The following is a 19,328-nucleotide window of genomic DNA, read 5'->3' as shown; positions in this document are numbered from 1 at the left end:
CTTGCCTATCTTACGGTGTTGATCGGCGGCCGCGGAACGGGGTCACCGCAGCAGTTCCAACGGGTCGGAGGCGGCCCGCGCGAGCCCGGCCGAAACCTGTTCCCGGTCGAACACGGTGCCGTGGAAGGAGGCCGACGTGATCACGGCGCCCTCGATCAGTGCCCAGGTGATGGTGATGCCATCCGGTCCGGTGGGATCGTTGTGGGCGACGTAGAACGGTTCCGCGGAGTCGAGCCACGGGACGGCGCCCACTCGGGGGACGGCCCCGAGGCTCGAGAACAGCAGTCGAGCCCTCGGGCTGCCGGGACGTTCGAGGGGTGCGTTCCGCGGGGCGGCCGAGCGGAGGCCGATGCGGGTGCGGGTCGCGTTCAGTGCCAGGTTCGCCACCGGGCGTCCCGACGCCATCGCGCCGGCGCTGGCCCGGTGGATCCGTTCCGGCGTCGGTGCCGGACCCAGGTCGAACTCCAGTCCGGAGACGAAGTTCCCCAGCGGGACACGCCCTTTCGGCAGGTACCTGCGGGCGTCCAGGGTCACCGTCGCGACGTCGTCGATCGGCAGGCCGGCGCTCGCGAGACCGCGGTGCAGTGCGGAGGCGACCACGGCGAACATCGACGCATCCGACGCGTGGGCATCCCGCCAGGAACGCAACTGCGCCACTGTCGCCGAGGGCATCGTGGTGACGACGCCGGTGCGCGACGGTGTCCACGGTTCCATCGCCTCCGGGGCAACGGTGGCGGCAGGTTTCCGGCGGGCCGAGTCGCGCAGTGCCCAGACCCGCCGCGGGTCCGAGCCGTAGGTGCGGGCGGCGGCGGTCGCGATCCCACTTCCATGGCGCTTCGCCGAACGCCACACGTGCGGGTCGGCCGGATCGATGGTGCCCAGGATGACGCCGTGCATCGTCAGTCCGAGCGCCACCTCGCCGAGACCGTGATTGTGATCGGTGCGCATGTAGTCGCCGGCCAGGACGATGCTGGTCGGACGATCCTCGGCGGGAGTGCCTGCATCCGAGGGGAGGTCGAGCAGATCGAGTGGTGACGACGGCGGATCGATGCGGCTCACGGTGGGGCGGTTGGCGATCGGATCGAACGTCCAGCGATTGGTACGCGACGAGGGACGCAACCCCAAGCGGGCGTGCGGCCCGACCGCGGTCATCGTCGCCAGTCTCGCTGCCACGACGTCGTCCGGCGGCAGATGGACCGGCCCGATGATCGCGGTGACCCGGGTACGGCTGTGCATCACGTCCAGGTGGCCGACCCGGACGGTGGAGCGGTCGGTCACGGGCACCTCAGACTGACACCGGCCGGGTCGGGTCGGTGGCCCGGAAGTGTGCGACGGTGCGGGCGATTCCCTCCTCGAGATCGACCGACGGGCGCCAGCCGAGGACGCTGCGGGCCAGGCCGGCGTCGAGCGCGGATCGTCGGACGTCGCCGGGTCGCTCGGGTTTCCACACCGGCTCGGTGGTCGCGCCCGTCGCGCGGGCCACGAGGCGGTTCAGTTCCAGATCGCTGGTCTCCACCCCGGTGCCGATGTTGAACCGCAGGCCGGATCCGAGCGGCCCGGACGCGGCGACCATGGCCGAGACGACGTCGTCGACGTACACGTAGTCGCGGGTGTTGCCGCCGTCTCCGAACAGGGTCGTGGGGCGTCCGGCGAGCATCTCGCGAGCGAAGATCGCCACCACTCCGGCCTCGCCGTGCGGGTCCTGGCGAGGGCCGTACACGTTGGCCGGAGCGATGTGGGAGCACTCCAGTCCGTGCAACTGCCGGAAGCTGTCGAGGTAGATCTCGCCGCTGACCTTGCTCACCGCGTAGGGCGACACCGGTTGCACCGGAACTTGCTCTGTGACAGGGAGGTTCGCGGGCGTGCCGTAGATCGAGCCGCCCGAGGACGTGAAGACGACCTTGCGGACCCCGGCCGATGCGGCCGCCGAGCCGACCCGGATCGTGCCGAGGATGTTGGTTTCGGCGTCGAGGATCGGGTCGGTGACGCTGCGCCGGACGTCGATCTGCGCGGCGAGATGGAAGACCACCTCGGGCGCGAATGCCTCGAAGGTGGGTCCGAGGTCGTCGTGGCGGATGTCGAGCGTCTCGAGGTCGACGGCGTCGGTCGCCAGCGCTGCGGCGAGGTTGTGTTCCCTGCCGCGACTGAGGTTGTCGACGACCAGGATCCGGTGGCCGTCACCGCGTAGCCGGTCGACGAGCGTCGACCCTATGAAGCCGGCGCCACCGGTCACCACCACTCGCACAGGTATGCCTTCCCTTACTTCCCGGATGTCGTTCGGCAGTTTAAGCACACGCAGGCCGTCGTGGGGGAGTCAGGTTCGCCCGCCCTCGGTCCGCGCCGCCCGCAGGGAGGGTGAGAATTTGGTGCGTGTTTTGTGGCCGCGCTCGCCCGGATAACCGGAATGGGCCGTGCTAGCGTTCATTTCTGAACACCTTTTTCGGTACCGCATGCGAACCGTCCTCCGTGCCCATCGTCATGAATGGGGAAAAGAATGGTTCATCGTCGTGTGCGCAAAATTCCTGGCGTTCGAGAAGTCGTCGGTCCCGAAAGTTCTTCCTGCCGATTCGTGAATTCCCGTCGCGGCTCCGTGACGCGGCTGCTGCTGTCCCTGGTCGTCGCGGCGGGCGCCACCGCCGGTGGGATCGCGACGACATCCCAGGCCGCGGCCGCGACCGCGGGTACCGTCCGCACCCCGGGCGGACTGTGCCTGGACAACAAGTGGGGTGTCACCACCGACGGAAACCCGGTGCAGGTGTACGGGTGCAACGGGTCGACCGCGCAGAACTGGAGCGTCGAGTCGGACGGCACCGTGCGGGTGCAGGGCAAGTGCCTGACCCCGAAGACGAACCGACCCGGTGCGGCACTGACCATCTCCGGGTGCACCGGCGCGGCCGCGCAGCGGTGGAATCCGCGCGCCGACGGATCGGTGTCGTCGCAGGCCAGCGGCCTGTGTGTGGAGAACACCGGTGGCAGGGAGGTGGACGGGAACCCGGTGACCATGCGGTCGTGCAGCGGCGCCGCCGCGCAACGGTGGGCATACTCCGGATCCGTGCCGACCACCCCGACGACCACCGCGGTCGCTCCCACCACGACCGTCGCCCCCACGACCACCGTCGCCCCGACGACGACGGTCGCGGTCCCGACGACCACGGTCGCTGCGCCCGTCTCTCCGTCCGGAGTGACTGCCCCGAAGGGCAATCTGCCCGGCTGGCGGCAGATCTTCGTCGACGACTTCACCAAGGACGCGGCGGTGGGGACATGGGCGAACGCGTGCGACCCGGACCGCATCGTCTACACCGGCGCGCAGGGGCAGAAGTGGCGCACGTACCCCAGCTGCTATCTCGACACATATCAGAAACGTCCGTATCGACCCGACGAGGTGCTCAGTGTCGGCAACGGGGTGATGAATTTCCATCTGCACCCCGTGAACGGAATTCCCGCCGGAGCGAATCCGTCGCCACTGATCGACGGCGTCGGTCAATATCAGACCTACGGCCGGTATTCGGCGCGATTCAAGGTCGACAACGCCAACCTGAACGAGTACTACGTGGCGTGGCTGCTCTGGCCGCAGTCCGAGCGATGGCCGGTCGACGGTGAATTCGACTTCCCCGAGGGGGGCCTCGCCGGCACCGTCGGCGGCTTCCATCACTACTCCGGCGCGGGTTCGTGTGTCGGCGGGTGCCAGGACGTCGCCGCCGACATCGGTGCCCGGTTCACCGACTGGCACACCTACACGATCGAGTGGTCGCCCGGCCGGATCCGATACCTGCTCGACGACAGGGTGGTCCTCGACAGCACCGCGTGGGTGCCGTCGACGCCGATGCGCTGGCAGCTGCAGACCGAGACGAACGGAACCGGTACCAGCAACGGCAACCTGCTCGTCGACTGGGTCTCGGTGTGGGCGTACGACCCGGCGGCCTGAGCATCCGAACCTGACATCCCGGAAATTCCGACAGGACCTTTAAGGTGAGCAACGAACTTTCCCTCACCTCTTGGAGTTTCGGATGTCCCGCTCAACCCGCCACTTCCGCCGCCGCGTAGGCGTAGCGGTCGCCGCGCTCACCGCACTCGGGGTGGTCGCGGCGCCCGCCGCCTCGGCCCAGATCACGCTGCCCGAGGGACTCGAATGGGTCGGCAGTGCCGACGTCGGAAGCAACGTGACCGGCAGCCTGAGTACTCCGGTGTCCGGCACCCAGGCGGCACCGCGTGAACAGTTGGCGGGCTGGAAGCAGATCTTCGTCGACGACTTCACCACCGACGCGCCGGTGGGCAGCTTCGCCAACGCCGAGTGCAACAATCCCGGCAAGATCGTCTACACCGGCACCGAGAACACCCGCTGGCGCACCTACCCCGAGTGCTACACCGACACCTTCAACGGCTTCCCGTACCGGGCCGACCAGGTGCTCAGCGTCCACGACGGCGCCCTCGACTACAACCTGCACGAGGTCGACGGGAAGCGGGCAGGTGCGAACCTGTCCCCGGTGATCTCCGGTGACGAGCAGGGTCAGCTGTACGGCCGCTATTCCGCCCGCATCAAGACCAGCCACCCGTACATCACCGGCTACCGGCTCGCGATGCTGCTGTGGCCGACGTCCGAGGTCTGGCCGAGCGAGGGCGAGCTGAACTTCCCCGAGGGCGAGTTGACCGGCCCGATTCGCGGGTACCACCACTTCGCCGAACCCGACGCGACGGCGAACTCGCAGGTCATCTCGGAGTACGACTACTCCGACTTCAGTCAGTGGCGCACGGTGACAACCGAGTGGACCCCGGACACCGTCCGGTTCATCCTCGACGGCAGGGTCCTGCTCGAGTCCCACCGCGGGGTGCCCAACACCCCGATGCGTTGGCAGCTGCAACTCGAGTCCAGCCTGTACCCCGACCTCGGCAGCGGCAACTTCTACGTCGACTGGGTGCGTGTGGACGCCTGGGACGGCGCGCGGTAGCGCCCGATCGCCACGCACCACCGCGCAGGTCCCGTCCGCGTCACTTCCTCGCGGGCGGGACCTTTGCCATCGCGAGTACGTCGAGGCGGCGGTCCAGCTCCTCCTCGGACAGGCCGTCGCCGACCAGCCCGCGGTCGATGACCGTCTGCCGAATCGTCTTGCGCTCCTTGAGCGCCTCCTTCGCCACCGCGGCCGCCTCCTCGTAGCCGATCGCCGAGTTCAACGGCGTCACGATCGACGGCGACGACTCTGCGAGCGTGCGCAGGTGTTCGGTGTTCGCGACGAGCCCCTTGACGCAGCGGTCGGCGAACAGCCGGGACACGTTGGCCAGCAACCGAATCGATTCGAGGATGTTGCGGGCCATCACCGGGATGTAGACGTTCAGCTCGAACGCGCCCGCGGCGCCGCACCAGGCGACGGTCGCGTCATTGCCGACGACCTGCGCCGCGACCTGGGTGACCGCTTCCGGCAGCACCGGATTCACCTTTCCCGGCATGATCGAACTGCCCGGCTGCAGGTCCGGCAGGCGGATCTCGCCGAGGCCGGTCAGCGGACCCGACCCCATCCAGCGGATGTCGTTGGCGATCTTCGTCAGCGACACCGCGATCGTGCGCAGGGCCCCCGACGCCTCGACCAGTCCGTCCCGCGCCGCCTGCGCCTCGAAACTGTTGCGGGCGGGGGACAGTGCATCGATTCCGGTCGAGTCGACCAGCCTCGCCACCACCTTCGGGCCGAATCCGTCCGGGGCGTTGAGCCCGGTGCCGACCGCGGTGCCGCCGATCGGCAGTTCGCCGAGGCGGGGGAGTGCGGCCATGACCCGCTCGATTCCGGCCTCGACCTGGTGGGCGTAGCCGCCGAACTCCTGCCCGAGCGTCACCGGCACGGCGTCCATCAGGTGGGTGCGGCCCGACTTGACCACGGTGCGCCACTCGGTTGCCTTGTCCACCAAGGCAAGTCGCAGATGATCGAGGGCGGGGATCAGGTCCCTGACCGCGGCCTCGGTGGCGGCGAGATGCGTCGCGGTCGGGAAGGTGTCGTTCGACGACTGCGACATGTTGACGTGGTCGTTCGGATGTACCTCGACCCCGTGCGCGAGCGCGATCGAGGCGATCACCTCGTTGGCGTTCATGTTCGAGCTGGTCCCCGAGCCGGTCTGGAACACGTCGATCGGGAACTGGTCGTCGTGGCGGCCGTCGGCGATCTCGGTCGCGGCGGCGACGATCGCGTCGGCCTTCTCCGCGTCCAGCAGACCGAGATCCCGGTTGACCTGGGCGCACGCCGCCTTGAGCAGTCCGAGTGCCCGGATCTGGGCGCGTTCGAGCCCCCGGCCAGAGATCGGGAAGTTCTCCACTGCGCGCTGAGTCTGTGCCCGCCACAGGGCGTCGACCGGAACCCGGACCTCGCCCATGGTGTCGTGCTCGATGCGGAACTGCGGTTCGCTGTTCTCAGTCATGCACCCAGCTTGCCACCGCCGCAACGACCGAAGGGCCCCTTGTTGCGCGCGTGGCGCACGAAGGGACCCTTCAGCTGGAGTGTTTGCGGGGAGAACTCGTCAGGGCAGCGGCGGCTGTGCGCCGTCGACGCCGGTGAAATTGATCGAGGAGAACTCGTGCAGCTTCTCGAGGCGGTGGTAGGCCTCGATCATGCGGACCGTGCCCGACTTGGAACGCATGACGATCGACTGCGTCGTCGCGCCGCCGCCGTAGTAGCGCACACCCTTGAGCAGCTCACCGTCGGTGACACCGGTCGCGCAGAAGAAGATGTTCTCGCCGGTGACGAGTTCCTCGGTGCGCAGCACCCGATCGAGGTCGTGGCCGGCGGCGAGGGCCTTCTCCCGCTCCGCGTCGTCCTTCGGGGCCAGCCGGCCCTGCAGCGCGCCACCCATGCAGCGCATCGCCGCGGCCGCGATGATGCCCTCGGGGGTGCCGCCGATGCCGAGCAGCATGTCGACGCCGGAGTCGGGGCGGGCCGTGGCGATCGCGCCGGCCACGTCGCCGTCGGAGATCAGCCGGATGCGGGCGCCGGTCTCCCGGATCTCGCGGATGATGTCGGCATGCCGCGGGCGATCGAGGATCGTCACGGTCGTGTCGGAGACCGCGCGGTTCTTCGCCTTCGCCACGCGGCGGATGTTCTCGGCGACACCGGCGGCCAGGTCGATCACGTCGGCGGCCTCGGGGCCGACCGCGATCTTGTCCATGTAGAACACGGCAGACGGGTCGAACATGGCGCCGCGCTCGGACACGGCGAGCACCGCGATCGAGCCGGGCGCGCCCTTGCTCATCAGCGTGGTGCCGTCGATCGGGTCGACCGCAACGTCGCACAGCGGACCGTCGCCGTTGCCGACCTCCTCGCCGTTGTACAGCATCGGGGCTTCGTCCTTCTCGCCCTCACCGATGACGACGACGCCCTGCATGGACACCGAGCTGACCATGTGGCGCATGGCGTCGACGGCGGCACCGTCGCCGCCCTCCTTGTCGCCTCGCCCGACCCAGCGGCCGGCGGCCATCGCGGCAGCCTCGGTGACCCGCACCAACTCGAGTGCGAGGTTCCGGTCCGGTGCTTCGCGGTGACTCGTGCTGGCCGTCATGGGCGGTGCCTCCTCGCTGGCGACCGGAAAGCCGCCCTGGGTGTGTTCGTGGACGCGAAACGAATCGCGCGGCGTAATTGTCTCATCCGGCGCCCGCGTCCACCCGAGCCGGTCTACTGGCCCGCGACCACGGACCACCCGGTGGTCAGGTCGCGGATCAGGGCCGGTGCGCGCGCCACCACCCGCTGCTGATCGGCGAAGGTCGCGAAGGGCAGGCCGAGGAGCGCCCCGATCTCGCCGGGCCGTTGCTCGGCGAGCAGACGGTAGGCCGGCGCCGTGTCCCCTGCGATGTACCGCCAGCGTGGTCCCCGGTCGGCCCAGTTGAAGTCGGGCAGCGGCGCCTGCACCCGGACGCCGGCCCCGCCGGGCGCCGTCGCCGCGTGCACGGTGAGCGGTGCGAAGACGCCCGGCGCGCGGGTGCCGGGGATCGACGGCTGCGCGGCGACTGTGGTGACGTAAGCGAGCACGCGCCCGGCGCCGTCCCGGCCGCGAGCCGTCGCGTCCCACTGGTCGGCGACGATCGTGTTCTGCTCACGGTCCGCCATCCGTACGACCGCGTCCGCGCGCCCCTCGGGCGAGCCGGTGAAGATCGCCTCCCAGGCGGCCTCGGTGTTGGCGTCGAGCAGTCCGGCCGCGCGCATCTCCTCGATCGCGGGCCGCCCCTCGGTCAGGTAGGCCTCGTGCATCGGCACCATGTCGAAGTAGATGTGCTTCTGCATCACGAGCAGTCGCTGCTGGTACCAGTCCAGGTCGTCGGCGGTCAGGGTGGGCGCGACGGTGGCCAGGGCGCGCACGTCGTCCGGCAGTCGTTCCGCCGCGTCCGTGGGCAGCGTGCCGACCGCCGCCGCGACGGCCTCGCCGATCCGGTGCACCGCGTCCACGGACAGCACGCCCCGCCCGGTGTCGATGTCCAGGAAGCCGGCGGTGAACGATGCTCCCGCCATCCCGGCCATGCCCGCCCAGTTCAGTTCGGCCCGCTCCTTCTGATAGCGGCCGTAGTTCGCGTACACCCGGTTCACCAGTTCCGAGTTCGCGGCGAAACCGGTGCGGGGATCCCAGGTGCCGAGGTCGATGCCCGATGCCTCGGCGCCCCGCGCCAGCCAGTACTGGTGCAGCAGCGTCGCGTAGCGGACGGGCGCCAGTCGGTCGGCGCGGGCCGCGGCGACGGCCCGACCGAGAACCCGGGAGTCGGTGGGCAGTCGCGGGTCCAGCCCGCCCGGATCCTCGGCGTCGGCGTTGGCGGGCACGAGATCGAGCAGGTCGTGGTACCCCACGTCGCCCGGCACGTGTGGGGTCGCGGTCGCCGGCGCCGTCGTCGCCGCCACGGCCAGAGCCACACCGGTGATCGCCAGGGCCAGACGGTGTGGCCGGGGGAGTCGGCTGCGAAGGCTCATGGTCCGACAACTAACCACATGTGTGTAACTTCGCGTACGGGTTTCGGTGGTGGTCCCGACCGCCGTCACCGCGCGGCATGCTGGGATACTCGTTGTCGTGGCAGCTGGCGACAAACCCCGAATTCTTCAGAACAACCGCGACATCATCTGGTCGTTGATCCCGCTCGTGTTGTTCGCGGTGATCATCGCGGGGGTCGCCCGGTCGTGCTCGTTCAGCCCCGGCGGCCCGACCGCCGGACCGGTCCCGCAGTTCGACGTGAAGGCGGCGCTGGGTTTCGACGCGGCCGAACTGGACTTTCCGATCCGCAATCCCGCCGTGCCCGACGCCTGGCAGCCGAACTCCGGTAGCCGGGGCACCGTCAGCGGCGACAACGGCGGCGACGTCAGCACCGTTGGCTACATCACCGACGCCGGCCGCTACCTGCAGTTGAGCCAGTCGGCCGCCGCGGAAGAGCCCCTGGTGTCGTGGGTGGCCGGTGGACCGCGTACCGCGAGCGGCGCCGAGCAGTTCGCGGGCAACTCCTGGGTGCAGTTCAGCGAGGAGGGCAGCGAGCCGATCTGGGTCACCGATCTCGGGGACGTGCGGGTGCTGATCACCGGCAGCGGCTCGACCGAGGAGTTCGGCGAGCTCGCCGACGCGGTCGGACAGGCCCAGCCGCTGTCCTGACCGCCCGGATCGCGGCGGCTAGTCCTCGTCGGTGTGCGCGAGGGCCTTCTCGACCCGGGCCCGCGCACCCGCGAGGTGCTCCTCGCACCTCTTGGCCAGTGCCTCGCCCCGCTCCCACAGTGCCAGCGAGTGATCGAGGTCCAGGCCACCCTGCTCGAGCAGTTTGACCACCTCCGCCAGCTGGTCGCGGGCGGCCTCGTAGCCGAGCTCGGACACGGGTTCGTTCACTTCTGTTCTCCTGACTTGTCCCTGCCCATGACCGCGGCGATCACCGCGCCGTCGGCGACGCGCACCCGCAGCTGGGTGCCGGGCGGAGCGTCCTCCACCGACCGCAGCACCTCCGGATCCGAACCCGGCACGACCCGCTGCACCACCGCGTAGCCGCGGGCGAGCGTCGCGGCCGGGCCGAGCGTGGTCAGCCGCGCCGCCATGTGTTCGAGCACTGTCGACTGGCCGTCGACCAGCCTTCGGATGTCGCGTCGGCCCGCCTCCCGCAGGCGCGTCACGTCCTCGGCGCGACGTTCCACCGCCGCGAGCGGGTCCGCGAGAACCGGCCGGCTGCGCAGGTCGGCCAGCGACCGGGCCTCCCGCGCCACCCAGTTCCTCAGCGCCGCCGCGCCGCGCGCCCGGAAGTCCGCGACCAGCGCCTGCTCGGCGACCGCGTCGGGCACCACCTTCTTGGCCGCGTCGGTAGGTGTCGCCGCCCGGACGTCCGCCACCAGGTCGCACAGCGGGTTGTCGGGCTCGTGGCCGATGGCGCTGACGACCGGGGTGGTGCACGCGACGATCGCCCGGCACAGCGTCTCGTCCGAGAAGGGCAGCAGGTCCTCGACGCTGCCGCCGCCGCGAGCCAGGACGATCACCTCGACCGCCGGGTCCGCGTCGAGTTCGGCGAGCGCCTCGACGATCTGCGCGGTCGCGGTCGGACCCTGGACTGCGGTGTTGCGGATCGCGAAGTTCACGGCAGGCCACCGGGCGCCGGCGACGCTGAGCACGTCGCGTTCGGCTGCGCTCGCACGGCCGGTGATCAGCCCGATGGTGCGGGGCAGGAACGGCAGCGGCCGCTTCAACCGGGGGTCGAACAGGCCCTCCGCCGCGAGCAGTCCCCGAAGTCGCTCGATCCGAGCCAGCAGTTCCCCGATCCCGACCGGCCGGATCTCCGTCACCCGCAGGGAGACGGTGCCGCGGCCGGTGTAGAACGACAGCTTGCCGAACATGACGACCCTGGTGCCTTCGGTCAGCGGAACCGGGCTGTCCCGGATCAGGGTCGGGGAGCAGGTCACCGACAGCGACATGTCCGCGGACGGATCCCGCAGGACCAGGAACGCCGTCCGGGTGCCGGGCCGGACGTTGATCTGGGTGATCTGACCTTCGACCCAGATGCTGCCGAGCCGGTCGATCCAGGCCGCGACCTTCGTCGACACCGACCGGACCGGCCACGGGTTCTCGGCGGAGTTCGACGTCTGGGCCGAGGGCCGGGTGCTCGGCGGGGTGGGGCTGGCAGCGGTCACTTGGCGCTGGCGGAGGTGATGCGGTTGCCGAGCATGGTCTGGAACGGGGCCCGGTTCCGGGTGCCGTTCTCGTAGTCGAGCAGCGCGGTCAATTCCTCGATGGACAGGGTGCGCAGGCGCGCCCGCAACTGCGCGAGGGTGAGGTTGTCGTAGTCCAGGTACTCGGCGATCTCGGGGCGCTCACCGTCGGTGGCCGGTTCCTTCGTCGCCGCGGCCTTCGGGGCGGTGGCCGTCGCCTTGGGGGCTTTCGGCTCCGCCGTGGTGGCGCCCTCGGCCGGGGTCATGGAGTACAGCTCGAATCGGCCCTGGTTCGCCGGGGCGGCAGGTGCCGGCGCGGACCGTCCGGTGCCGTTGTGCTGCGGGGACGCGTCGGCGTCCTCGTCGAATGTGGCCCACGAGGGCTGTTCCTCGGACTGCGGGAACAATCCCGACAGTGCCTCGTCCCCCTTGATGGCCAGGGCGGTGACGGCCTGCTGCACGTGCATGCCCGTCTGCAGCACCGTGCTGACCGCGGTCATCGGCAGCGTGACCGCCGTGGCAGGCAGTTTCTGCACCTCTTCGACGATCGTTGCCGCGATACCGGCAGCCACGCGGGCGGCGAAAGGGGGACGGAACATGGTCCTAGAGTGCCCTACCGGGGCGTCATTTGGTAGCCGGGACACGGGGCGCCCCCGGCTGGCGGGGCCCCACCTCGCCGACCCCCGTACCCTGGAGGCATGTCTTCCGCTGTCCCCCTGAACCTGGGAATCACCGGCACCGGCGCGTCGAACTCGGCGACCGGCAAGCGGGTCCTGCTCGCCGAACCTCGCGGCTACTGCGCCGGCGTGGACCGTGCGGTCGAAACGGTCGAGCGGGCGCTCGAGAAGCACGGCGCGCCGATCTACGTGCGCAAGGAGATCGTGCACAACCGGCACGTCGTGGACACCCTCGCCGAGCGGGGCGTCGTCTTCGTCGACGAGACCGACGAGGTGCCCGAGGGGTCGGTGCTGGTGTTCTCCGCGCACGGCGTCTCGCCGGCCGTGCACGAGGCCGCGGACGCCCGCAGCCTGCACACCATCGATGCCACCTGCCCGTTGGTGACCAAGGTGCACCAGGAGGCGAAGCGATTCGCGCGCGACGACTTCGACATCCTGCTGATCGGCCACGAGGGGCACGAGGAGGTCGAGGGCACCGCCGGTGAGGCGCCCAACCACGTGCAGTTGGTGGACGGCCCCGAATCCGTCGACGCGGTGACCGTTCGTGACGAGAACAAGGTCATCTGGCTGTCGCAGACGACATTGAGTGTCGACGAGACGATGGCCACCGTTTCCCGACTGCGGGAGAAGTTCCCCAAGCTGCAGGATCCGCCGAGCGACGACATCTGCTACGCCACCCAGAACCGGCAGGTCGCGGTCAAGGCGATGGCGCCCGAGTGTGATCTGGTGATCGTCGTCGGTTCCCGGAACTCGTCGAACTCGGTGCGACTGGTGGAGGTCGCCCTCGGTGCAGGCGCGAAGGCGTCGCACCTGGTGGACTACGCCCGCGAGATCGACCCGGCATGGCTGGAGGGGGTGCGTACGGTCGGCGTCACCTCAGGGGCGTCGGTGCCGGAGATCCTGGTCGGCGGGGTCATCGAACTGCTCGCCGAGCACGGCTTCGGTGACGTGCAGACCGTCACGACCGCGAACGAGACGCTGGTGTTCTCGCTGCCGCGTGAGCTGCGCAAGCCCGCTCAGCGGTAGCGGTACGGGGGGTCCTGCGGGGTGTCACCGCGGTCCCGGTACCGCACCTGCGGGATCGGGTGCAGCGGGACCTCGGGCTCCGATCCGTACTCGTGGCCCTCGGCCCGGGCGGCCGGGCGGGAACCGGTGTACGCCGGACCGGGCTGTGCCGGCGCGGCCTCGTAACGGCGTCCCTGGGTGCGGTCCGGCCGGTCGTGCTGCGCCGGCCGATCGGGGCGGGGTGCCCGCTCGTGGGGGCGTGCGAACTGCTGCGGGCGGTCGAACGATTCGGTCCGCTCCTCGGACGATTCGCTGTGCGCCGCCCGTGCCGGGTAGCGGCCCGTCGGGAAACTGCCCGGTGCATGTGCGGGCTGGGACGGGTCCGCCGACCGCCCGGCGGGGCGGCGGACCGGCCGCTCGGACCGTTGCTGCTCGCGTGGCCGGTCGGGTTCGGCGACAGTTTCGGTCCGATCCGCCACCGTCCGCGGTTCGGTCTCGGTGCGCCGCGCACTGCCGGATCGGCGCGCGGGCCGGGCGATGATGCCGGCCGCCTGGTGCCGGATGTACATGCGTCCGGCACCGATCGCGCAGACGACGAGCGTGGTCGCCAGCATCAGCGGGAACCGGTTGACCAGCGGGATCGCGACATTGAGCAGCAGATCCTTCAGGCCGCCGCCCCCGGGCGAGAACTGCTGGTACGCGAGCGGCACCGCGACCACCAGGATCAGCGGGGGCTGGACCATCGCGGTGAACAGTCCGCGGTTGCGGACCGCGAGGATCGCGGCGAGGCAACCGAGGAAGAAGAAGACGGAGAACGCCGCGGTCAGTTCGTTGCCACGGACCGCGTCGATGACGAACCCGACGAGCGTGGCCGCCACCGCGATCGCGACGGCGCCCCAGGCAGGCACGCCCGGGACTGTGGCCAGCGCCGATCGCTGCGCGAGCGGCACCCCGGATCGAGCACGTTGGGTTGCAGACACGTCTAGACATTAGCTGCTGCCGGCCCGATCCCACCGTTGGCGGGACCGTTTGTGGGAACGATCTCCGTCGACGCGTGCCGGGGGCCTGGCGTCGGCGGCGGTGTCGGTGCCCTCGTCTACGGTCGGCACATGCGAATCCTGCACACCTCCGACTGGCACATCGGGCGCACCTTCCACGGCGTCGATCTGCTGGCGGACCAGGCCGCCGCGCTGGACGCGATCGCGCGGCTGGTGACCGAGCACGGAGTCGACGTCGTCGTCGTGCCCGGTGACGTCTACGACCGGGCCGTCCCGAGCGCGGACGCCGTCACGGTGTGCAACAGAGGGTTCGAGGCGATCCGGGCCGCGGGTGCGGTGATCGTCGCGACATCCGGCAATCACGACTCGCCGGCCCGCCTCGGTGCCGGCGCGGCGTTCGCCGCGGCCGGTGGCCTGCACCTGATGACGAGGGTGGGTCAGGTCTCGACGCCGGTGGTGCTGTCCGACGAGCACGGCCCGGTCGCCTTCTACGGCATTCCCTATCTCGAACCGGAGACCACCCGCGCCGAACTCGGCGTTCCGACAGCACGCACCCACGCCGACATCCTGGACGCGGCGATGACCCGGGTCCGCGAGGACCTGGCCGACCGGTCACGTGCCGGCACGCCTGCCCGGTCGGTGGTGCTCGCCCACGCCTTCGTCGTCGGTGCGGAGGCGACCGGATCGGAACGGTCGATCTCGGTCGGCGGGGTCGAGACGGTCTCCGTCTCGGCGTTCGACGGTGCCGACTACGTCGCGCTCGGTCACCTCCATTCACCCCAGACTCTGACCGACTGCGTGCGGTACTCGGGTTCGCCCCTGCCGTACTCGTTCGGCGAACGGACCCACCGCAAGGCGGTGTGGATCGCCGACCTGGACGCGGACGGGCTGGCCCGGGTCGACCGCCACGACCTTCCGGTGGTGCGCGGGCTGAGCCAGCTGACCGGCACCGTCGAGGAACTGCTCGGCGACGACGCGTTCGCGTCCGCGATCGGCGATTACGTGTCGGCGGTCCTGACCGACCCGGTCCGCCCGGTGGACGCGATGCGGGTGCTCCGGGACCGATTCCCGCATCTGGTGCACGTGGAATGGGTACGCCCGCAGGATGATTCGGACCTCAAGTATCGGGACAAGGTCCGCGGGCGCACCGACCGCGAGATCGTGACCAGCTTCCTCACCGACGTCCGCGCCGAGCCGACCGCGAGCGAGCTGCGGTGGGTGGAACAGGCGCTGGGCGCGGCGGACCGGGAGGTCGACGGTCCGCCCTCCGGCGACGTGGAGGCCGTCGCGTGAGGCTGCACGAACTCGAGGTGACGGCGTTCGGCCCGTTCGGCTCCACCGTCACCGTCGACTTCGACGAGCTCGGTGCGGACGGGCTGTTCCTGCTGCACGGCCAGACCGGCGCGGGCAAGACCACCATCCTCGACGCGGTCGCATTCGCGTTGTACGGGCGGGTGCCCGGCGCCCGGCAGGAGGGCAAGCGGCTGCTGTCCGACCACGCCGCCCCCGGAACGCCACCGAAGGTGGTGCTGGAGGCCACGATCGGCGGCCGGCGACTGCGGATCACCCGCAGCCCCGAGTTCCAGCGGCCCAAGCTGCGCGGCACCGGCACCACCAAGGAGAACGCCAAGGCCACCCTCGAATGGCTGGACGGTCACGGCGAGAATCTGACCCGGCTCGACGAGATCGGTGAGGTGGTGGGGCGGCTGCTCGGAATGAGCGCCGATCAGTTCTTCCAGGTGGTCCTGCTGCCGCAGGGCGACTTCGCGCGGTTCCTGCGGGCGGACACCGAGGAGCGGGGCGTGCTGCTCGAGCGGCTGTTCGACACCGGGCGGTTCGCCACCGTCGAGGAGTGGTTCGCGAATCGGCGTCGTGAGACCGAGACCGCGGTGTCCGGCAAGAAGGCCGCGGTGGACCGGTTGGCGGCGCAGGTGTCGGCGGCGGCGGGCATCGAGGCCGGCGCGGACGCCGATCCGGTCGCGTGGGCGGCGCGGCTGGTCGACGAGGCGCGAGAGGTGGGCGAGTCCGCGGCCCTCGCCCTCACCGCGGCCCAGTCGGCCGCGGTCCGCACCGAGAACGCCCTGCGCCGCGCCCGCGAGGTGCGGCAGCTGCAGGACCGGGCCGCCCAGGCCCGGACCAAACTCGACCAGGTGGCCGCGGGACGCGAAGCGCTGGACGCGCTCGCCCTCGAACACGACCGCGCCGTGCGCGCGGTGCCGGTGACGGCGGCCGACGCGCTCGCCGAACGCGCCGACCGGGCGGCCGCGACCGAGCGGACCCGCGTGGACGAACTCGCCCGCGCCGTCGCCCGGGAGCCGGAGGGAGCGGCCCTGGTCGGGCGCGTCTCCTGGCCGGACCGACCGGGGGACGCGGAAATCCTGGCGGTGGCGGTCGGGGACTGGGGGGCGGAGGCCGCCCGCCTGCGTGATCTGATCGACCGGGACGCGCAGCGTCGCGCGGCGCGTGTCGAGCACGAGGGCGTACGCGCCCGCCGTGCCGAACTGGCTTCTGCCGCAACCGCGGTCGCGGATCGTCGGGCCGCGGTTCCGGCGGAGATCGAGCGGTGCGAGGCGGACCTGAGCCGGGTTCGCGACGTCGCCGCGACGGTGCCGTTGCGGGCCGAACAGCTCGACGCGGCGCGGGAACGGGTCGCCGCGGCCACCGAACTCGACCGGGTGCGTGCCGCGCGCGCCGTCGCCGGCGAGCGACACGAGCGGGCCCGCCTCGCCCATCTCGACGCGCGGGAGGCGCTTGCGGACCTGCGGGAGCGGCGGATCGCGGGGATGGCCGCGGAACTGGCCGCCGATCTCGCCGACGGCGACCGGTGCCCGGTGTGCGGGTCCGGGGACCATCCCGAGCTCGCCCGCCCCGCGGACGGGGCCGTCACCAAGGCCGACGAGGACGCCGCGCGGGCCGTCGAACAGCAGTGCGGCCGGGACGTGGACGACGCGGGTGCACTGCTCGCGGACCTGGACCGCAGGGCGCAGGTGCTCGCCGACCGCGCCGGAGACACCGACCGGGACACGCTGCTCGCCGCGGTCGCCGCGGCGGAGGACTCCCACACGGCTGCGAAGGCCGCGGCCGCCGCGGAGCCCGCGGCGGCGAAGACACTCACCGGACTGCGAGGGGAGAGCGACAACCTCGCCCGCCGCGCCGAGGTGCTCGCCACCGAACTGGCCGCACTGGACCAGCGGATCGCCGACGAGACCCGTCGCCTCGCCGAACTGGACGCGGAGATCGCGCAGGCCGTCGGGGCGGAGACGGACCTGCAGTCGCGTCGTGACCGGCTCGAAGCGCTCGCCGCCGCGACGACGGCCCTGCGCGACCAGCGGGCGTCGGCGTCCCGTGCCGCGGCCGCCGCGCTGGACGCCGGCGCGCACGCCGCGCGCGCGGCCGTCGACGCCGGCTTCGACACCCCGGAGCAGGCCCGCGCCGCGGTCCTCCCGCAGTCGCGGATCGACGAGATCGAGGCGGTGCTGACCGCCGCCCGCGAGGAGCGGGTGTGGTCCGAGGCGGTGCTCGCCGAACCGGCGGTCGTCCAGGCACTTTCCCTGGACCCCGCCGACGTGCCTGCGGCCGAGGCGGCACACGCGGCCGCGGCCGCCGCCCGCGACGACGCCATGAAGGCCGCGACCGCGGCGGACGACCGCGCCGCGAAGGTCGAGCACTACGCACAGGCACTGGCCGCCGAGGTCGAGGCTCTGGGACCCGCGCTGCGCCGGTACGAGGAGCTGGCCGCGCTGGCCGAGGTCATCGCCGGCCGCGGGCAGAACGCGCGCAAGATGTCGCTGCGCTCCTACGTCCTTGCGGCGCGGCTCGAGGAGGTCGCGTTGTCGGCGTCGGTGCGGCTGCGCCGAATGTCCTCCGGCCGTTACGAGTTCGTTCACGAGGACGGCGCCGGTCCGCGAGGCAAACGCGGCGGTCTCGGTCTCGACATACGTGACGACTACACCGGTGTGGTGCGGTCCGCGAAGACCCTCTCCGGAGGCGAGTCGTTCCTGGCGTCGCTGGCGTTGGCGCTCGGGCTGGCGGACGTCGTCGCCGCCGAGTCCGGTGGCGTGGTCCTGGACACCATGTTCATCGACGAGGGCTTCGGCACCCTCGACGCCGAGACCCTCGAGTCGGTGATGGGCGTCCTCGACGAGCTGCGTGAGGGCGGCCGCGTCGTCGGGATCGTCAGCCACGTCGACGAGATGCGGCAGCGGATCCCGAGCCGGCTGCACGTGGTGCGGGGCCGGGCCGGGTCGACGCTCGAGGTGGTGGTCTAAGCCGGGTCGGGGAGGCCGGGCAGGCTGCCGGTGCCGGTGCCGTTGCTTCCGGCGCTGTTGTCGGCGGCCGCGTCGCCGACATCCGGTGGTCCGGCTGAGGCGGCGTCGGCCGCGTCCTGTTCGTCGAGTCGCCGGTCGATCTGTTCACCGATGTACCGGATCACCACCGCGACGCAGGCGGCCACCGGGACCGCGAGGAAGGCGCCGACGATGCCGTACAGCGAGCTGCCTGCGGTCACCGCCAGCAGCACGATCGCCGCGTGCAGGTTCATGCTGCGGCTCTGCAGCACCGGCTGGAGCACGTTGCCTTCGAGCTGCTGCACCGCGAGCACGATGATCAGGATGATCAGGGCGGTGGTCCAGCCCTTCGCGACCAGGGCGACGAGCACCGCCAGTGCGCCGGCGACGAAGGCGCCGACGATCGGGATGAAACCGCCGATGAACGTGAGCACCGCGAGCACCGGCGCCAGCGGCACACCCAGGATCACCAGGCCGAGTCCGATGAAGAACGCGTCGACGAAGCTGACGAGCGCCTGGGTGCGGATGAAGCCGCCGAGGGTGTCCCACACCTGCACCGCCACGGCCTCGAAGTGGCGACCGGCCCTGCCGCCGCTGACCGAGTGCAGCCACGGCAGGAACCGCGGCCCGTCCTTGATGAAGAAGAACGTCAGCACCAGGACGAGGGCGATCGCGATCAGCATCGAGGCGGTCGCGCTGACGCCGCTGAACACGCCGGTCGCGATGGACTGCGCACTCGACTGCAACTTGGAGATGATCGCCTGGACGGCGGAGTCGATCTGATCGTCCCGCAGGTTCACCGGCGGGCCCTGCAACCAGTGCTGGACCGTCCGCAGGCCCTCGCTGGCCTTGTTGGCCAGTTCCGGGGCCTGGTCCACCACCGACGGCACGATCAGCGCGATGACTCCGGAGAGCACGGCGAAGAATCCGGCGATCGTGATGCCGGCGGCCGCGGCGGGCGGCACGCCCCGCTTCGTCATCGCGCGGGTCGGCGGCCACAGGACGGTGGACACGACGATGGCCATCAGCACCGGCAGCACCACGACCCACAGCTCGCCGAGGATCGCCCACACCACCCAGGCTCCGGCCGCGATCGCGACCAGGCACAGCGACCACTTGGCTAGCCACATGCCGCCGGCGCCGAGCACCTCGCCGCGGTCGATGAAGCGGCGCCGGGGCGGTTTCGGGTCGGCGGTGGTGGGCGTTTCGCTCACGGGCGGTCCTTCCTGGCGGGGCACG

Annotated in this window: 16 protein-coding genes; 6 read left to right on the top strand and 10 right to left on the bottom strand. The window is 71.2% G+C overall.

Annotation, left to right across the window (positions count from 1 at the left end):
• Positions 1 to 42: 42 nt before the first annotated feature.
• Positions 43 to 1,278 (bottom strand): hypothetical protein, encoded by a 1,236-nt coding sequence (locus ACWEPG_RS06495; protein WP_450112880.1) that lies wholly within the window; start codon positions 1,276 to 1,278, stop codon positions 43 to 45.
• Between the two features lie 7 nt (positions 1,279 to 1,285).
• On the bottom strand, positions 1,286 to 2,245 hold the full coding sequence (locus ACWEPG_RS06490) for an NAD-dependent epimerase/dehydratase family protein (protein ID WP_450112881.1): 960 nt from the start codon (positions 2,243 to 2,245) through the stop codon (positions 1,286 to 1,288).
• 324 nt (positions 2,246 to 2,569) lie between these two features.
• On the opposite strand from ACWEPG_RS06490, the gene ACWEPG_RS06485 reads away from it, so the two are divergent.
• On the top strand, positions 2,570 to 3,925 hold the full coding sequence (locus ACWEPG_RS06485; protein WP_450112882.1) for a ricin-type beta-trefoil lectin domain protein: 1,356 nt from the start codon (positions 2,570 to 2,572) through the stop codon (positions 3,923 to 3,925).
• 82 nt (positions 3,926 to 4,007) lie between these two features.
• Positions 4,008 to 4,946 carry a glycoside hydrolase family 16 protein gene (locus ACWEPG_RS06480; RefSeq protein WP_450112883.1) on the top strand — a complete coding sequence of 313 codons (939 nt, stop codon included), beginning with the start codon at positions 4,008 to 4,010 and terminating at the stop codon, positions 4,944 to 4,946.
• 40 nt (positions 4,947 to 4,986) lie between these two features.
• Here the strand turns inward: ACWEPG_RS06480 and ACWEPG_RS06475 are convergent, their stop codons facing one another.
• The 3 genes from ACWEPG_RS06475 to ACWEPG_RS06465 form a co-directional block, all read right to left on the bottom strand.
• On the bottom strand, positions 4,987 to 6,399 hold the full coding sequence (locus ACWEPG_RS06475) for a class II fumarate hydratase (protein ID WP_450112884.1): 1,413 nt from the start codon (positions 6,397 to 6,399) through the stop codon (positions 4,987 to 4,989).
• Between the two features lie 99 nt (positions 6,400 to 6,498).
• On the bottom strand, positions 6,499 to 7,533 hold the full coding sequence (gene glpX / locus ACWEPG_RS06470) for a class II fructose-bisphosphatase (RefSeq protein WP_450112885.1): 1,035 nt from the start codon (positions 7,531 to 7,533) through the stop codon (positions 6,499 to 6,501).
• A 113-nt stretch (positions 7,534 to 7,646) separates the two neighbouring features.
• Positions 7,647 to 8,927: a hypothetical protein gene (locus ACWEPG_RS06465; protein WP_452594103.1), complete on the bottom strand. Its 1,281-nt coding sequence runs from the start codon at positions 8,925 to 8,927 to the stop codon at positions 7,647 to 7,649.
• A gap of 97 nt (positions 8,928 to 9,024) precedes the next feature.
• On the opposite strand from ACWEPG_RS06465, the gene ACWEPG_RS06460 reads away from it, so the two are divergent.
• Positions 9,025 to 9,594: a DUF4245 domain-containing protein gene (locus tag ACWEPG_RS06460; protein WP_450112887.1), complete on the top strand. Its 570-nt coding sequence runs from the start codon at positions 9,025 to 9,027 to the stop codon at positions 9,592 to 9,594.
• An 18-nt stretch (positions 9,595 to 9,612) separates the two neighbouring features.
• Here the strand turns inward: ACWEPG_RS06460 and ACWEPG_RS06455 are convergent, their stop codons facing one another.
• The 3 genes from ACWEPG_RS06455 to ACWEPG_RS06445 are packed head-to-tail and all read right to left on the bottom strand — an operon-like array spanning position 9,613 to position 11,722.
• Positions 9,613 to 9,822 (bottom strand): exodeoxyribonuclease VII small subunit, encoded by a 210-nt coding sequence (locus ACWEPG_RS06455; protein ID WP_450112888.1) that lies wholly within the window; start codon positions 9,820 to 9,822, stop codon positions 9,613 to 9,615.
• Complete coding sequence (gene xseA / locus ACWEPG_RS06450; protein WP_450112889.1) at positions 9,819 to 11,105, bottom strand: exodeoxyribonuclease VII large subunit; 1,287 nt, start codon at positions 11,103 to 11,105, stop codon at positions 9,819 to 9,821. Before xseA ends, ACWEPG_RS06455 begins: the two co-directional genes overlap by 4 nt.
• A complete protein-coding gene (locus ACWEPG_RS06445) occupies positions 11,102 to 11,722 on the bottom strand; it encodes a lipid droplet-associated protein (protein WP_450112890.1) in 621 nt (206 codons plus the stop codon). The genes xseA and ACWEPG_RS06445 overlap by 4 nt, the downstream gene beginning before the upstream one ends.
• A 99-nt stretch (positions 11,723 to 11,821) precedes the next feature.
• Here ACWEPG_RS06445 and ACWEPG_RS06440 point away from each other — a divergent pair, with 99 nt between their 5' ends.
• A complete protein-coding gene (locus ACWEPG_RS06440; RefSeq protein WP_450112891.1) occupies positions 11,822 to 12,826 on the top strand; it encodes a 4-hydroxy-3-methylbut-2-enyl diphosphate reductase in 1,005 nt (334 codons plus the stop codon).
• Here the strand turns inward: ACWEPG_RS06440 and ACWEPG_RS06435 are convergent.
• Positions 12,817 to 13,785 carry a DUF6542 domain-containing protein gene (locus ACWEPG_RS06435; protein ID WP_450112892.1) on the bottom strand — a complete coding sequence of 323 codons (969 nt, stop codon included), beginning with the start codon at positions 13,783 to 13,785 and terminating at the stop codon, positions 12,817 to 12,819. The genes ACWEPG_RS06440 and ACWEPG_RS06435 overlap by 10 nt on opposite strands.
• A gap of 129 nt (positions 13,786 to 13,914) precedes the next feature.
• Between ACWEPG_RS06435 and ACWEPG_RS06430 the strand changes: the two genes are divergently transcribed.
• Both ACWEPG_RS06430 and ACWEPG_RS06425 read left to right on the top strand, forming a co-directional pair.
• A complete protein-coding gene (locus ACWEPG_RS06430; protein WP_450112893.1) occupies positions 13,915 to 15,096 on the top strand; it encodes a metallophosphoesterase family protein in 1,182 nt (393 codons plus the stop codon).
• Positions 15,093 to 18,071, top strand: coding sequence for an AAA family ATPase (locus ACWEPG_RS06425; RefSeq protein WP_450112894.1), 2,979 nt, complete (start codon positions 15,093 to 15,095; stop codon positions 18,069 to 18,071). The genes ACWEPG_RS06430 and ACWEPG_RS06425 overlap by 4 nt, the downstream gene beginning before the upstream one ends.
• Here the strand turns inward: ACWEPG_RS06425 and ACWEPG_RS06420 are convergent.
• Positions 18,068 to 19,303: an AI-2E family transporter gene (locus ACWEPG_RS06420; protein ID WP_450112895.1), complete on the bottom strand. Its 1,236-nt coding sequence runs from the start codon at positions 19,301 to 19,303 to the stop codon at positions 18,068 to 18,070. The genes ACWEPG_RS06425 and ACWEPG_RS06420 overlap by 4 nt on opposite strands.
• Positions 19,304 to 19,328: the final 25 nt, after the last annotated feature.

The organism is Rhodococcus sp. NPDC004095 (assembly GCF_053604015.1).
The sequence above is the reverse complement of the archived record's forward strand: the minus strand, read 5'-3'. Positions and strand labels throughout refer to the sequence as shown.

Excerpts from the sequence above, each read along its gene's own strand:
- ACWEPG_RS06440 (WP_450112891.1), top strand. The coding sequence starts at position 11,822 with ATGTCTTCCGCTGTCCCCCTGAACCTGGGAATCACCGGCACCGGCGCG.
- ACWEPG_RS06480 (WP_450112883.1), top strand. The coding sequence starts at position 4,008 with ATGTCCCGCTCAACCCGCCACTTCCGCCGCCGCGTAGGCGTAGCGGTC.
- ACWEPG_RS06430 (WP_450112893.1), top strand. The coding sequence starts at position 13,915 with ATGCGAATCCTGCACACCTCCGACTGGCACATCGGGCGCACCTTCCAC.
- ACWEPG_RS06465 (WP_452594103.1), bottom strand. The coding sequence starts at position 8,927 with ATGAGCCTTCGCAGCCGACTCCCCCGGCCACACCGTCTGGCCCTGGCG.
- ACWEPG_RS06475 (WP_450112884.1), bottom strand. The coding sequence starts at position 6,399 with ATGACTGAGAACAGCGAACCGCAGTTCCGCATCGAGCACGACACCATG.
- ACWEPG_RS06445 (WP_450112890.1), bottom strand. The coding sequence starts at position 11,722 with ATGTTCCGTCCCCCTTTCGCCGCCCGCGTGGCTGCCGGTATCGCGGCA.
- glpX (WP_450112885.1), bottom strand. The coding sequence starts at position 7,533 with ATGACGGCCAGCACGAGTCACCGCGAAGCACCGGACCGGAACCTCGCA.